Origin of the sequence: Myxococcus sp. AB036A (assembly GCF_006547355.1) — a bacterium.
GTDB classification, from domain to species: domain Bacteria; phylum Myxococcota; class Myxococcia; order Myxococcales; family Myxococcaceae; genus Myxococcus; species Myxococcus virescens.
The window spans coordinates 66,391-80,835 of record NZ_VHLC01000004.1 but is presented as its reverse complement, the minus strand read 5'-3'; the positions used below and the strand labels follow the sequence as shown (position 1 = coordinate 80,835).

Annotated in this window: 9 protein-coding genes; 4 read left to right on the top strand and 5 right to left on the bottom strand. The window is 68.9% G+C overall.

Translation table 11 applies throughout. From position 1 onward, the window contains the following. Positions 1-5: 5 nt before the first annotated feature. Both FL344_RS02855 and FL344_RS02850 read left to right on the top strand, forming a co-directional pair. Entirely contained in the window at positions 6-1,829 is a 1,824-nt protein-coding gene (locus FL344_RS02855; RefSeq protein ID WP_141617421.1) for a HAMP domain-containing sensor histidine kinase, read from the top strand. Next, the gene (locus FL344_RS02850; protein ID WP_141617420.1) at positions 1,826-2,527 is read left to right on the top strand and encodes a response regulator transcription factor; all 702 of its coding nucleotides are present in this window, start codon (positions 1,826-1,828) and stop codon (positions 2,525-2,527) included. The genes FL344_RS02855 and FL344_RS02850 overlap by 4 nt, the downstream gene beginning before the upstream one ends. Before the next feature lie 2 nt (positions 2,528-2,529). Here FL344_RS02850 and FL344_RS02845 read toward each other — a convergent pair whose 3' ends face one another. Together FL344_RS02845 and FL344_RS02840 are read right to left on the bottom strand one after the other, a co-directional pair. Beyond that, the gene (locus FL344_RS02845; RefSeq protein ID WP_141617419.1) at positions 2,530-3,453 is read right to left on the bottom strand and encodes a HEAT repeat domain-containing protein; all 924 of its coding nucleotides are present in this window, start codon (positions 3,451-3,453) and stop codon (positions 2,530-2,532) included. After that, positions 3,450-5,312, bottom strand: coding sequence for a protein-arginine deiminase family protein (locus tag FL344_RS02840; RefSeq protein WP_141617418.1), 1,863 nt, complete (start codon positions 5,310-5,312; stop codon positions 3,450-3,452). The genes FL344_RS02845 and FL344_RS02840 overlap by 4 nt, the downstream gene beginning before the upstream one ends. A 176-nt stretch (positions 5,313-5,488) precedes the next feature. On the opposite strand from FL344_RS02840, the gene FL344_RS02835 reads away from it, so the two are divergent. Beyond that, positions 5,489-7,105 (top strand): DUF1800 domain-containing protein, encoded by a 1,617-nt coding sequence (locus FL344_RS02835; RefSeq protein ID WP_228564731.1) that lies wholly within the window; start codon positions 5,489-5,491, stop codon positions 7,103-7,105. A 107-nt stretch (positions 7,106-7,212) separates the two neighbouring features. After that, complete coding sequence (locus FL344_RS02830) at positions 7,213-8,787, top strand: serine hydrolase (protein WP_141617416.1); 1,575 nt, start codon at positions 7,213-7,215, stop codon at positions 8,785-8,787. Positions 8,788-8,793: 6 nt separating this feature from the next. Here FL344_RS02830 and FL344_RS02825 read toward each other — a convergent pair whose 3' ends face one another. The 3 genes from FL344_RS02825 to FL344_RS02815 all read right to left on the bottom strand — a co-directional run bounded on the left by FL344_RS02825 (position 8,794) and on the right by FL344_RS02815 (position 14,329). Next, on the bottom strand, positions 8,794-12,756 hold the full coding sequence (locus FL344_RS02825; protein WP_194862966.1) for an IPT/TIG domain-containing protein: 3,963 nt from the start codon (positions 12,754-12,756) through the stop codon (positions 8,794-8,796). 98 nt (positions 12,757-12,854) lie between these two features. Further along, positions 12,855-14,000, bottom strand: a complete 1,146-nt coding sequence (locus tag FL344_RS02820) for a peptidoglycan-binding protein (RefSeq protein ID WP_228564730.1) — start codon at positions 13,998-14,000, stop codon at positions 12,855-12,857. Further along, on the bottom strand, positions 13,997-14,329 hold the full coding sequence (locus FL344_RS02815) for a hypothetical protein (RefSeq protein WP_228564729.1): 333 nt from the start codon (positions 14,327-14,329) through the stop codon (positions 13,997-13,999). Before FL344_RS02815 ends, FL344_RS02820 begins: the two co-directional genes overlap by 4 nt. Positions 14,330-14,445 lie beyond the last annotated feature (116 nt).

The following is a 14,445-nucleotide window of genomic DNA, read 5'->3' as shown; positions in this document are numbered from 1 at the left end:
CTCCGATGCTCCGCCGGTTGCTGCCCACCCTCATCGCGCTCCTGCTGGGCTTCGCCGGGCTGGCCTGGGGCCTGGGCTCGCTCCAGCGCATCTTCGCCACCGAGCGGGATGACGCGCAGGCCTCGCTCGATTCCCGCCGGGAGGCCCTGGAGCAGTACGCGCGTGCCTCCCTGGCGCAGTCCCTGAGAGACCGCCTGGAAGCGGCGCGCCCCGCGCTGGAGGCCGCCGCGCTGGATCCGCTCGCCCCCGCGACGGGGCTCTACCTGAGAGAGCGGGGCACGCAGTTGCTGCCCCGGCTGGCCCTCCACGACACCGGCGAAGACACGCCCGCGAAAGAGCGCTACGCGGGCCTGCGCGCCGGCACGGAGCGGGCGGACGAGGCGGAGGACCCGTGGGCGGAGCGGCTCGCGCTGATTCGCGAGGTGGACCGGGCGCTGTCACGCGGCGACCGCCGTGCGTCCACCGTGGCGCTGATGGCGCTGCTCCAACACCGCTCGCAGTACGTGCTGGCCTCCACGCGCGATGTGCCGGGCTTCCTGGTGGTGTTGGAGTCGCTGGCGGAGCGGGGCGACCCTGTTCCCCAGTTGATGCACGCGCTGGTGCGTGACGGCCTGGCGGACGGGCGCAGCAGCCGCCTGGATGGATTGCAGCGGCTGCTCCTGCTGCGCCGCGCGCGCTTCACGAAGGAGGACTTCGACTTCCTGCGCGAGCGCATCGTGGCGCTCTCCACGAAGGCCGGCGTGCCGGCGGCGGACTTCGAGGCCCGCGCCGCCGAGCTCGCGTCCGAACCGCTGCCATTGCCCAGGACGCTTCCGGGCCCCGCGCTGGTGCGAGCGGGGTGGTACCTGGAGCCGCGCGGCGGCAATCACGTGCGGGGCGTGGCCGTGGACTCGGGCGCGCTGCTCCAGTCGCTGACACGGGAAATGCGCGAGCGTGGGTTGCTGGAAGCGGACGGACAGGTGCGGCTGCTCGCGGACGCGGAGATTTTGTCGTTGGCCGACCTGCCGCTGTCGGTGGACACGCCGGAGTGGGCGCGGGCCCAAGGGGCGCTGGAGCGACGCTACCGGCTGAAGACGGGCATGGTGGCCGCGTGCGCGGTGCTGGCGCTGGGCATCGCCGCGCTGGCCTTCGTGGCCCAGCACCGCAAGTTGCGCTTCCTGGAACTGAAGAGCGACTTCGTGGCCACCGTGTCACACGAGCTGCGCACGCCACTGACCTCCATCCGGCTGCTGGCGGAGACGCTGGAGTGGCGGCTGGCGGAGGGCACGGACGCGCGCGACTACCCGGCGCGCATCGTCCGGGAAGCGGACGGCCTGGGCTTCCTGGTGGAGAACCTGCTGTCCTTCAACCGCATCGACAAGGGGCGCTGGGTGCCAAAGCTGGCGCCGGTGCGCCTGGACGAGCTGGTGGCGCAGTTGCGCAAGGACCTGGAGTTCTGGTCCAAGGTCCCCGTGGAACTGGAGGCGGACGTGGGGGAATTCTCCCTGCGCGCGGACGGACAGCTCCTGCGCCTGCTGCTCTCAAACCTGGCGCGCAACGCCTGTGCCTACAACACCCGCAGCCCGGTGCGCCTGCGCATCGAGGCGCTGTCAGATGGCCGCGTGCGCTTCTCCGACAACGGCGTGGGCATCCCCCAGGCACAGTGGGAGCGCGCCTTCGAGGAGTTCGTGCGTCTGCCGGGCCAGGGACATGATGCACCCGGCAGTGGCCTGGGACTGGCCCTGTGCCGCCGCATCATGCGCGTGCACGGCGGCACCCTGCGCGTGGCGGCCTCCAGCCCGGAAGGCACCACCTTCGAGCTTCGCTTTCCTCATACGGTGACGACATGACCTCATCCGTTCCGGCGCTCCTCCTGGTGGAGGACGACACCAACCTGCGGCTCGCGCTGCGCGACAACCTGGAGAACCAGGGCGGCTACGCGGTGGAGGAAGCCACCTGCGTGCGGGAGGCGCGCGAGCACCTGGGCCGGCGCGACTTCCAGCTCATCCTGCTGGACGTCATGCTGCCGGACGGTGACGGCTACACGCTGTGCCGCGCGCTGCGCGAAGAAGGCGTGGCGACGCCCGTCCTGATGCTCACCGCGCGCACCCTGGAGGATGACGTGGTGCGGGGCTTCGAGTCAGGCGCGCAGGACTACCTGGGCAAGCCCTACCGGCTGCGCGAGCTGCTGGCGCGCGTGGGCGCGTTGGTGCGCCGCTCCGGCGCGGCGCCGGTGAAGGGTCTGCGCTTCGCGGGCTATCGGATGGACCTGGACCGCCGGAAGGTGGAGACGCCGGCGGGCGCATCGGTGGAGCTGACGCGGACGGAGTTCGACCTGCTCGCGTTCCTGGTGCGCGAGCGCGAGCGCGTGCTGCGCCGCGACGAAATCCTGGACGCGGTGTGGGGCCGGGACGTCGTCGTGGACCCGCACACCGTGGACAACTTCGTCTCCAGCCTGAAGAAGAAGCTGGGCTGGAACAGCACGTCCCGCTTCGCCATCCAGACGGTGCGCGGTGTGGGGTACCGGATGGAAATCGAAGCGGCCTGACGTCAGCGCAGCGGGTTGTGGCGCAGCCGTTCAGCCAGGGCGTCCAGCGCCGCCAGTTGGGCGGGCGGGGCGCTCAGCCGGGCCGCGTCGATGAGCGTGGGCGTCTGGGGCGCATCCACGCGCAGCAGGGCGTTGGAGACGGCGCGTCGCACGTCACCGTCCGTGTCCAGGTACGCCCGCACCAGCGCTTCGGCCGCCACGCGACGGATGGCGCCTTCCTCCGAGCGCGCCTTCACGCCGGACGTCTTCCATGCCCACGCGGACCCGGCATCCCCCAGGGCCTTGGCCAGCCGTCGCATGACGTCGCGTTCCGGTCGGGCGTCCAGTGCATCCGCCAACGCCCGTGTCGCCACGAGCCGCCGGCACAGGCCCAGGGCCTCCATCGCGGCCTCGCCCCGGGCGTCCTTCTGCTTCGACGCGGCGATGAGCGTGTTCGCCGCGTCCAATGTCTCCAGCCGCGCCAGCGCTCCCGCGACCGCGCGAAGGACCTGGGGCTGGGTGTCCGGACTTTCGAGAAGGCTCTTCCACAAGGGGGCCAGGCGGAGGTCACGCAGCGCCCCCGTGGCCTCCACCAGGCCCACCTTGAAGGCCAGCCGCGCGGACTCACGCGAGGGGAGCCGCGGCGTCTCCTGAGGTGGGAAGGCAAGCCGCTCCACCATGGGCCACAGCGCCTCCGGCCCCAGCGCACGAAGCCCCGGTGACACCGCGGCCAGCGTGCCCCGCTTCTTCGCGTCCAGCGCGTCCACCTGGGCGGCGGCCGTGTCGAACCGGATGAACGCCGCTGGATTCTCCTGGCGGGCCCGGGAGATGTTCGCTTTCAAGCCGGCCTTCCAGTCATCACCCGGGCGGGGCGTCTGTGTCCCACCCGCGCTCAAGGAGACCAGCATGAAGGCGGCGCTGATGCCGCGAAGCAGCGCGCGTCTCATCGTCCACCCTCCCACCACTTCACGTCGGGCACCTGTCGCGCGCTCTGGGTGGCGCAGTGGAGCTGGCCCTGGGCGATGTGGAACGGCGCCCACGCATCCACCCAGTGCACGTGGATGCCATGGGCCCCGAGCGCCTCCTCGAACCGCGTCTTGAACGGGTCCTTCCCATCGATGAGCGGTCCATGCGGGTCTGGCGCGATGACCTGCGTGGGCGTCAACGACAGCAGGTTCAGCGTGGCGGGCTGATACGCCGTCACGCCGTCTGACGCGTTCTGGAAGAGGAAGGGCACGCGGATGATGTCGGCGTCCGTGAGGCCCGTCTCCTCGCGGAGGATGGAGAGCTGCGTGTCGATTTCCAGTCCCGCCACGGCGCTGGCGTCCATCAGTCCGGGGTTGTCGAGCACCTCGGCGATGCTTGCCTCCGCGGGAATGGAGTACGCCCAGGACAGGCCGGCGAAGAGCTTCGCGTCTCCGTGCCCCTGGGCCTGCGCGTCCTGGAGCCTCCGCCGCGCGAGCGCCGGGTCGGCCACCAGGGCAATCCAGCCCCGAGGCGTGGGGGCGGGCAGGAAGGTGAACGTCTCATCCACGTGGTCCACGAACAGCCACGAGGTGTCCACGTAGATGGGAGGCTGCACGGCCTGCGCCTCCAGCATCTTCGTGAAGCTGGGGTCGGGCTGATAGTCCGGCCGAGAGTCCGGCCCCCGGCCCCGGAACAGCCGGCCCAGGGGATACGCGACACCGTCCTTCTCGTGAGGCGGGATGACCTCCGTATTGCCGAAGGAGTTCAGCGTCTGGGAGGCCATGGACATGCCCTGCTGGTACTGCTGGATGGCGGCATTGTCGGGGCCGCGAAGCCAGAACGCGATGCGGCCGGCCGCGCGCAGGGGCGCGTTCGCGTCGGTGTTGTAGACGTGCGGCGCGCGGTAGTTGACCTTCATGACGTGCTGGCGGCCCTCCGGCGCAGGCATCGACATGTACGCGGGCTCGAAGTAATCCTGCGCCCACAAATCATCCACAGCGAACTCGGAGTAGACCATCCGCTCTCCTGAGTCCGCGAGCACGCCGCCCAGCGCCTGCCGGAACTGGTTGGCCTCGATGCTGGCGGCGGGCTTGGAGACGAAGACGTTCCAGGCGGGCGTCATGTGGTGGAAGAGCACCACGGGCGCCACGCGCATGCGGACGGTGTCGGTGAACACCGGGTCGTGCGGATTGTTCCGGCCGATGGTGAGCACCACGTCCGCGAAGCCATCCCACTCCTCGGGGTCGCGAACGATGTCGCGCCCCTCGATGGCGAGCACCACGCCGCGCCGTATCTCGGCGGTCGACAGGAACACCGTGTCGGGAAAGCCGCCCGAGATGAAGTTGCCCCGCACGCGCTTGAACAGGCGCACCTTCTTGCCCGCGGCCCCGGACACGATGACGGAGCCCACCGTGCCCGCGGGCGCCTCGGGCCAGGGCACCGTGCGCAGCCGGGCCAGGTCCTCCAGGTCCGACTCGCCATTCACCACCGCGTCCATGGCGTCATGGCACTGCGTCAGCGCGTCATCGCTGATGCGGTGGGGGTCCATGGAGAAGGGGCAGGCGTCCTCGTCGTCGTCCAGGTTGGCCAGGAAGATGGCGCCGCGCTCCGCCGTCCAAGTGTCCTCGTCCTCGTCCTCCGTGGGGTTGTCGAGCTCGACGATGCCATTGCGATTCACATCCGCGCGCAGGTCGACCACCGGATGGAAGGGCCCTTCGAGTGGATCCTCGCTTCCGGGGCGTCCCCCTTCGTCATCGGCCACCGGCCCGCAGGCGCTGGCCAACAGGCATGCCAGCAACAGCGGCAGGAGACGTGCTCGGGCAGGCGGGGACGGGGGCATTGCGCTCTCCGGGGGCACCGACGGGCAGCCCGGTCCCGGTGGAACGACATCGTGCGCCCTACGGCAAGTCACGATGCAGTGGCCCGGGAGTCCTTTGCGCCAGGAAAGCGTCATTTGACTTCGAGCCCACAGCTCACCGCGTAACTTCAGGTACCGTGTGGGGTTCCTCCATCGTCATGCGACTTCTGTCTGTCGGATTCCTGGTGGCCTTCGTGCTCTCATGTGCGAGCGGGCCGCACCCCACGACCGTGGTGGCGTCCGAGCCTGTGTCGGCCGGACCCGCCTTCGACGAGGCACGTGCGGTCCACGTCCTGCGACGCATGGCCTTCGGACCTTCGCGACAGTCGCTGGCGGACCTGCGGCGCCAGGGCGTGGAGGAATGGATGGCGTCGCAGCTCTCTCGTCCCGGTGCGCCGCTGCCCGCCGGTCTGGAGGCGAAGCTCCAAGCGCTGCCCACGTTGACGATGTCCATGGCGGAGCTGGGGCGGGAGTACCCGCCGAAGCGCCAGCGGGAGGAAGCCTTGAAGGACGGGCGTGAGCCTCAGCGTCCCGCCCTCATCGGCCTGGAGCAATCCGCGGCGAAGCTGCTGCGGGCGGTGGAGAGTCCCAATCAGCTCGAAGAGGTGCTGGTGGACTTCTGGTTCAACCACTTCAACGTGTCCTCGGACAAAGGCGCGGTGCGGTGGATGGTGACGGCCTACGAGCGCGATGCCATCCGCCCGCATGTCTTCGGCAACTTCCGGGAGCTGCTGGGCGCCACGGCCCGCCATCCGGCGATGCTCTTCTACCTGGACAACTGGCGCAGCGTTCGTGACGGCATGCCGGAGCGCGTGTCACGCGAAGCGCAGTCAGAGGATGATGACGCACCGGAGCCCGCCGAGCCGAAGCCGGGCCTCAACGAGAACTACGCGCGTGAGCTGCTGGAGTTGCACACGCTGGGCGTGGAGGGTGGCTACACGCAGCAGGACGTGCGCGAGGTGGCCCGCTGTTTCACGGGCTGGAGCATCCGCAAGCCGCGCCAGGAGCCGGCGTTCTACTTCCGTCGCCGGGCGCATGACCCGGACGACAAGTGGGTGCTGGGACAGCGCATCCCCGGACGGCGGAGCGTGGCGGGTGGGGAGCAGGTGTTGGACCTGCTGGCGCGGCACCCCTCCACCGCGCGCCATGTCGCGAGCAAGCTGGCGCGGCGCTTCGTCTCGGACACGCCGCCGCCGGCGCTGGTGGAGCGGGTGGCGAAGGTGTTCCTCGACTCGGGCGGGGACCTGCCCACCGTGTACCGCGCGCTCTTCCAGTCACCAGAGTTCTGGGCACCCGAGGCGCGGGCCGCGAAGGTGAAGACGCCCTTCGAGTTCGTGGTGTCCGCACTGCGAGCCACCGAAGCGGAGGTGACGGTGCGCCCCCGGCTGGTGCAGTCCCTGGCGAAGATGGGCGAGCCGCTCTTCCGGGCCCCAGCGCCCACGGGCTTTCCGGAAGGGGCGGCTCCGTGGGTGAACAGCGGCTCCCTGGTGGCCCGGCTCAACTTCAGCCTGGAGCTGGTGTCCGGGCGGATGCCGGGGACGAAGGTGGCGTTGAAGACGTTGGCCACGCCGGCCGACCCCACCGAGCACGCCTGGGTGGACGCGCTGGGCCAGGCGCTGCTGGGCGCGCCTCCGTCGGAGGAGACGCGAGCGACCATCCTCGACGCGCTGTCGAAGCGCGCCGAGGCCGCCAGCGCCGTGGGAGAGACACGCCCCGTGGACGTCGCGCTCATCGCCGGGTTGTTGCTGGGCTCGCCGGAGTTCCAGAAGCAGTAGCCTCGCCTCGCGCACACGCAGCGTGCCGTGGCCGCCTGGTCCGGAACGACCCAGAAATCGTCCGCGCGGGCACAATCAACTGCGAACTCCTTCGTAGCGCTCACGCCATGTCCCCATTGCGTCCTGCCCGTATCCTCGCGACGGCGTTGTCCAGCTTCGCCGCCCTCGTGCTGCTCACCGCCGCCGCCCCGCGACGTCCCACTACGGAGTGGCTCGCGCGGCCCTCTGAGGCCGCACGCATCGCGCGGGTGGAGGCGGGGCTCGCTCCCGTCGTGCTTCCAGGTGAGGCCCCCCGGCACCTGACGCTCCAGCAATGGATGGAGCTGTACTCGGTGCCTGGGCTGAGCATCGCCGTCTTCGACAAGGGCGCGCTCGTTTGGGCGAAGACCTATGGCGTGAAGCAGTCCGGCGGCAGCGAGCCCGTCGCCATCGACACGCTCTTCCAGGCGGCCTCCATCAGCAAGCCCGTCACGGCGCTCGCGGCCATGCGCCACGCGGAGAAGCGCAAGTGGTCGCTCGACGCGGACATCAACGACACGCTCGTCTCCTGGAAGGTGCCGGAGAACGACTTCACGAAGGAGCAGAAGGTCACCCTCCGCCGGTTGCTCGCGCACAACGCGGGCACGACGGTGCACGGCTTCGCGGGTTACGCGGAGGGAGCGGCCGTTCCGACGACGCAGCAGATTCTGGATGGCGCCGCTCCGGCGAACAGCGGCGCCGTGAGAGTCGACACCGTGCCGGGGACGCGGACGCGCTACAGCGGTGGTGGCACGGTCGTCGTCCAGCAGATGCTCGTCGACCAGCTCCAGCAGCCCTTCCCGCGCATCATGAAGGATGCGGTCTTCGCCCAGTTGGGCCTCAAGGACAGCACCTTCGAGCAGCCGCTCCCCAAGGCGCTGGAAGCCCGCGCCGCCGTGGGGACTCGTTCAGGTGGCACGAGCGTGGAGGGACGGTGGCACACCTACCCGGAGATGGCCCCCGCGGGGCTGTGGACCACGCCTTCCGACCTGGCGCGCATCGCCCTGGAGGTCTCCAAGGCCCGGAACGGCAAGTCCCGGCGGATTGTCTCCCCGGCGATGGCGAGGCAGATGCTCACCGCTCAGTCCTCGAACTTCGGCATTGGCTTCGCGCGCGAGGAGGGCAAGGCCTGGTTCGGGCACGGCGGCGCCAACGCGGGCTACCGCGCCTTCCTCATGGCCCTGGCGGATTCAGGGAGCGGAATCGCCGTGATGACGAACTCGGACGACGGCTCGCGCCTCTTTGACAGGCTGCTCGCCAGCGCGGTGGCGGAGTATGGCTGGAAGGGCATGGAGGAGGCCCGGCCGGACAGCCCCTCCACGACGGTGGACCTGCTGGTCAGGCTCCAGGGCGTGGACTCTGCCCTGGCCTGGTTCAAGGACCGCAAGCAGGGGCAGGCGACCGACGCCGAGTTGTCCCCGGGAATCCTCAACGAGATTGGCTATGGGTTCTTGCGCCAGAAGAAGCTCGCGGACGCCGTGAAGGTGTTCGAGGCCAACGCGGCGTTCTATCCCGAGGATGCCAACGCCCACGACAGCCTCGGGGAGGCCTACGCCGAGGCGGGCCGCAAGGATGCCGCCGTCATGCGCTACAAGAAATCGCTGGAACTCGACCCCAAGAACGCCAACGCGGTGAAGATGCTGGAGAAGCTGGGCGGCCGGTGAGTTGTCTCAATACCAGGTGTAGTTGGGGACCTCCATCAGGCCGGGCCTGACGCGTGGAAGCCCGAAATTGGGTTGGGTGGTGTGCCCGAGTGGAAGGACGACGTAGTGATTGATGATGGCGGCTTGCCTCACGGGATTCGTGCCCAATACCCCCGCTAGGTTGGTGCAGGCCTCGGCCTCGATGTTGTTCACGGTGAGCGGGGTGGCTGTGTCGTAGTGGCCGAGGAGCCGCTGGAGCGTGTTCTGGGCAAGCGCGGGATTGTCGATGAACGCGGAGATCTCCCCGTCGTATTGCATGCTGCGATACGACCAGTTGGCGGAGCCCACGATGAGCCAACGGTTGTCGATGATCGCCACCTTCGAGTGCGTGTAGATACGCGCCCTGGCGGTGACGTTCATGCACGTGTAGATATGGAGCGCGCAATCCACGCGCGAGATGTCTTCGAGCTTGACCACGGTGTCGATGCCCCCACCTCCATTTCTCCGGAACGTGAGGGTGTCGGCCTCCAACCAGCTCGAGGCCGTCGGGTTGTTCGCCTGGTACGTGTCCACCACGGTCCACGTGACACAGTCGACCCGGTCGATGTGCTGCTCGACGCCGTTCACCATGTAGTAGACGCGGCTGCAGTAGTGGGTCCCATTCGGTCTGCGGAGTCGCAGGACAATCTGGAGCCACGAGCGACGCGTCATATAGCCGGGGGCACCGCCACCCGTGGGCATCATGACGATGACGCGCAGTTCCTGGCCGGCCTGTCGGCGGACTTCGTGGCGCGTGTAGATGGCTCGAACAATCTCTGGATCCGCGAAGTGGTAGTTCTCCAGGTAGATGTACTGATCCGCCGCCGCGATGCGCGCCAGAAGCAGGTCGCGCAGCTTGCGATAGCGCGTCTTTCCCTCTGAGCGCGTCAAGGCGATGCTCACGTTGATGTTGGCGGCCTGGGGGGCCTGAAGCGTCCGGTTCTCCTGAATCTGAATGGCTTCCTGTCGAACCGTCTGACTCGCGTTGAATGCGAATCCTCGCGCCAGGATGTCTCCGCCTCCTCCAAAGCTGTTCCAGATCCACCGCTCCTCGATTTGGGAGGTCCGCCGCCACCGGCGCATCCACTCGGCTTCAACGTCATCCGTCGCGGGGCCACGAAGACGGATGGCGGCGTCGTGCCAGGTCTGATTGTTCGAATGATCGTTGGGCGCGAAGTAGGAGGGAGAAAGGTTGATGCCTCCGAGGAGCACCGTTCGCTGCCCCGCGACGGAGAAGATGGCAATCTTCTGGTGGTTCGAGGCCCCGATTTCCCCTTCGTAGGTCTCCAGGAAGACGCGGACGCGTCCCACCCCCGGGCCCGCGGCGGCCGCGGCGCGGTCGATTTCCGCCACGGCCTGCGCGAAAGCCTCATTCACTTCGGCGACGCCCTTGCCCTCGCTCACCCGTTCCACCTTCGCCGGGCGCCAGACGATGATGTCGAAGTCGTGCCCCGCGCGGATGACCCGGTCGATATAGGAGAGGAGGGTGTGATTGGGCACCCGGAAGTGGGCCCGGTCGCCCATGGTAACTGACGCTTCAATCATCCAGAACGCGAGGCGAACGTACGTGAGCGCATGTCGCGGCGCCTGTCGCACGGCTTCGAGGTTGAGGCGGAACTCCTCGAAGTACTCCTCTCCGTCCATGAGGAAGACGACGTCGTTGTCTCCCGTCTCAGTGGGGACATCCACGTAGGTGAACGCATTCGCCAAGGGCAGGCTGAGCGGTTCGCCCGGGTTCTGGACCTGGACGTCACACGCCCCGGCGACGTGCGCGGGGACGCGCGCCCGGAGAAGACCCGCGTTGACCACGACGACATCCGTGCAGGCCACTCCGCCAATGCGCACCTGGATTCCGTCCAGGAACCGGGCCCCGGTGATGTCGACCGCCCTGCCACCCTCGAGCGTTCCTTGGGCGGGGGTGATGGCGGCGAGCGTGGGCAGTTGACGGTAGGTGAAGCCGTTGACGAGCGTCCCGCTGGGCACGCTGGGGACGGTCACCATTACATTGACCGTGCCATGGAGCTGGGCCGCGGTCGTCGCGGTGAGCGTCGTCGGCGACAGCACCCGGACGTGGGTCGCGTTGACGCCGTTGAGGGTGACGGTCGCGCCGTCGACGAAGCCGGTCCCCGTGAGCGTGATGGAGGTCCCTCCCGCGGCGGGGCCGGCCGGCGGAGCCACGCTCGCGATGGTGGGCGCGGCGCGAAACGCGAACCCGTGGGTGACCTGCTCCGCGCCACCCACCGCCCGCGTCACCACCACGTCAACCGGGCCCGCGATTCCCGCGGCGGTTGTCGCGTGGAGCTCCTGCGCGGATTGGAATGCGACGGCGGCCGCGGGCGTCCCTCCGAACGCAACCGTGGTGGTGTCCGCGAAGGCGTCCCCGCGTATCACCACCACGGTGTTGCCAGCGACGGGGCCTTCGGCGGGGAGAATGCTCGTCACGGTGGCGTAGGTGAACCCGTTGGCGAGCGTCATCGCCGGTGTGTTGGGGTTCGTCACCACGACATCGACGAGGCCCGCGCCATGCGCCGCCGTCCTCGCGCGAAGCTCGGTGTCGGACACGCGATTGACGTGGGTCGCGGCCGTCCCCCCGATGCTCACCGTCGCGCCCATGGCGAACCCGTGGCCACGAATCACCACATCCGTTCCTCCCGCGGGCAGTCCGCGTGCGGGCGCAATGGAGAGGACCTGGGTGTAGGTGAACGCGCCCACGAGCGTGGTGGGGGCGCCGTCCGCGTTCTGGACCTCGATGTCGACGGTGCCCGCGGCGTGGGCCGGGGTGGTTGCGGTCAGCGTCGTCGGAGAGACGATGGTGACCTGGGTCGCGGGGCGGCCGCCCATCAGGACCCGCGCGCCCTCCGCGAAGTCCGTCCCCGTCACCGTCACGGCCGTCCCTCCGGCCGTTGTCCCCAGGGGTGGTTCGACGCGGGTGATGGCAGGCGCCGCGATGTAGGTGAAGGCCCCGACGAGCGTGCTCGCGGCCTCTCCCCCATTCTGGACGACGATGTCGACGGCGCCCGCGGCGTGCGCCGGTGTCCTCGCGGTGAGGGAGTCTGGGGGATGGATGGTGGGGACCACGTTCGTGCCCCCGATCGACACCGTGGCTCCGGCGGCGATGCGCGCGCCCCGGATGGTGACGTCGGTACCCCCAACGGAGGGACCTCGGGCCGGTTGGATGCTCGTGACCTCGGCGCCAATGAAGGTGAGCCCCTGGGTCAGCGTGCCGGCGACGCCGTCACCGTTGGTGACCACCACGTTGGCGGCCCCCACGGCGTGCGCTGGCGTTTGCGCGACCAACTCCGTACTGGAGCGGAAAACGACGTGCGGTGAGGGCGTACCGCCGAAGGAGACCGTCGCCGCCGCGTCGAAGAACTTGCCACGGAGGACGATGTCCTCGCCGCCTCCTGGCCGCGCGCTGTTCGGCGTCGCGCCTGTCACCAGGGGCGTGCAGTATCTGAAAGAGGCCCGCGTCCCCGCGGCGCGGCCGTGGTTCCAGAAGTCGGCGGCGGCAACGCCACTCCCTGCGGCGTGGGCTGGCGTCCGCGCCCGGAGTTCAGTCGCGGACGCCACGACGACGTGGGTCGCGAGGACGCCGCCGAACTCCACCTCCATCTGGGCGTGGAATCCCTTGCCGGTGATGACAACGTCAGTCCCCCCGGACGAAGGCCCCTCCGCTGGCGTGATGCTGCTCACGACACAGCGATAGTGGAAGCCGACGAAAGTGGCCGGTGCCCCATGGACGTTCCGGACCTGGACGACCGCAGTGCCTGGGAGCGCCCGGGCGGGCACGATGACCGTGATTTGGGTGGCGGAGACGAACACCATGTTCGTTCCGGGAGTCCCCCCGAAGGTGACGGTCGAGCCCGCCGTGAACAGGGTTCCGGTAATCGTTACCCGTTCACCTCCATCAACTGTGACGTTGTTGGGAGTGATGCCTGTCACGGTCGGCATGCGGGATGTCTCCTCGTCTGCGGGCGATTGTTCATGGGCCGGGCCGCGGAGGCGCCCCATGGGCTGCCTCCGCGCTGCTCAGTCAACGTGGGGGGCACTCAGGCCAGGTACTCAGCGCGGAGCCGTGTCCTCGTGGCGTCGTCGAGCTCACAGGTCACCGGCAAGTCATGGTCGCGCTGGAAGTCGCGGAGCGCTCGTCGCGTCCACGGGCCCATGACGCCATCCTCTTCGCCACAGCTATAGCCCAGGTGGCACAGCCGCGCCTGGGCGCCAGCGAGGGTGTCCAGCGGCGCGAGTCTGGCGACTTGGAACGCGTAGGTTTCTCGCTTGGAGCCGGAGCCGAAGGTGACCTTCAGGGTATGGACCGACGCCGATGCGGGCTCGATGAGGAATCCTTCGCTGTTCGTCGCTCCAGCGCGCTCCTCGGTCCTGACGTCGCTCTCCAGCGAAACCACGTAGGGCAGCTTCACGCGAGGCTGGCCCGCCGCGTCGAGAAACCGGACGCGAAGCGTCTCCGTGAACCCCTTCCCACGGAGGAGGTAGGCGTTGCCAGCGTCGACGCCCTCCGTCCCACGGCGGGGCGCGGGAATTACGACGGAGTCCCCGGGATTGAGGATGTTCTTGTCCCCACGGAGTTCCTTCAGCGCCGCGTTCTCCTCCGCGTTCCAGAGTGTCTCCGGCAGATGTCCGTGCCGGTAGGCAAGGGTCGAGATGCACTCGCCGGCTTGCACGACGTGGGTGATGGCTTCCCTCGTGTCAGGCCCACTCGGGGCCTGCCATGCGGCATTCGTGTCGCAGCGGTCCCGCTCGGGGGGAAGCTTCTCGGACGACTCCAGCTCCCAGGCTTCGTGGTCGAGCTCACGCGGGTGGAGCTGGTACTTCCCCATCGCGAGGCCGCGGAAGCGCGCGAGTCCATCAGCGTCCGTCTTCGCGATGAGCACCTCGGACTCGCTCTTCTCGAGCACGAGGGTGACGTTCTCCAACGGGGCGTCGTCGGAGCCGATGACGCGGACTTCTATCGTGTGGGCTTCGCGCAGGGGACACGGAACGGTGAGGCTGCCGGGGGCCACGTTCGCCGGGCTCTGGCTCGCGACCTGCTCGGCGGCGGCGAGTCTCGCGTGCTTGTCGTCCTCCGCCTCGGGCGCCGCGGGCTCAGGCGGTGGCCGGCGACCCGAACCGGCGAAGTACAACGCCGCGGGGTCTTGAACGGGAGGGGCATCTGATTCCCAGAAAGGCTCGCTCATGCGGCACCGCCCAGCGCAGCCCGCGCCTTGCGGTTGTTCGATTCAGTCTTGAGGTCACGCAGGCACCGGCGCGACACCCGGCTCAGCCGCTCCGAGGGCAATGCAATCTCTGCGTCATGCAGGTACTCGCCAACCCAGGGGCGCGATGGTTCCTGGTCGAAGTGCCAGCCGAACGATGCGCAGAGGTTCAGGAAGCGGATGGTGTCTTGCGTGCTCGTGAGGCCGTAGCCGCGTGCCCGGGTCAGGCTCTCTTCGATGTGGATGCGCAGTTCACCATCGCCGAGGCCATCGACTTCCCTCGGGAAGTGTGACCGCAGGTGGGTGACCATCTCGCTGGTGAACTGCGTCTCTCTCTCGCTCCCCAGCGCCGTCAGTTGTTCGCCCCTGACAATCATTTCCCCAGCGTATCGGAACGAATGAGAAAGTTCACGTCGAGTATGAGTTC

What these genes read in the sequence shown, in the direction of transcription:
- FL344_RS02855 (WP_141617421.1), top strand. Translation starts at nt 6, where the DNA reads ATGCTCCGCCGGTTGCTGCCCACCCTCATCGCGCTCCTGCTGGGCTTC.
- FL344_RS02850 (WP_141617420.1), top strand. Translation starts at nt 1,826, where the DNA reads ATGACCTCATCCGTTCCGGCGCTCCTCCTGGTGGAGGACGACACCAAC.
- FL344_RS02845 (WP_141617419.1), bottom strand. Translation starts at nt 3,453, where the DNA reads ATGAGACGCGCGCTGCTTCGCGGCATCAGCGCCGCCTTCATGCTGGTC.
- FL344_RS02840 (WP_141617418.1), bottom strand. Translation starts at nt 5,312, where the DNA reads ATGCCCCCGTCCCCGCCTGCCCGAGCACGTCTCCTGCCGCTGTTGCTG.
- FL344_RS02835 (WP_228564731.1), top strand. Translation starts at nt 5,489, where the DNA reads ATGCGACTTCTGTCTGTCGGATTCCTGGTGGCCTTCGTGCTCTCATGT.
- FL344_RS02830 (WP_141617416.1), top strand. Translation starts at nt 7,213, where the DNA reads ATGTCCCCATTGCGTCCTGCCCGTATCCTCGCGACGGCGTTGTCCAGC.
- FL344_RS02825 (WP_194862966.1), bottom strand. Translation starts at nt 12,756, where the DNA reads ATGCCGACCGTGACAGGCATCACTCCCAACAACGTCACAGTTGATGGA.
- FL344_RS02820 (WP_228564730.1), bottom strand. Translation starts at nt 14,000, where the DNA reads ATGAGCGAGCCTTTCTGGGAATCAGATGCCCCTCCCGTTCAAGACCCC.
- FL344_RS02815 (WP_228564729.1), bottom strand. Translation starts at nt 14,329, where the DNA reads ATGGTCACCCACCTGCGGTCACACTTCCCGAGGGAAGTCGATGGCCTC.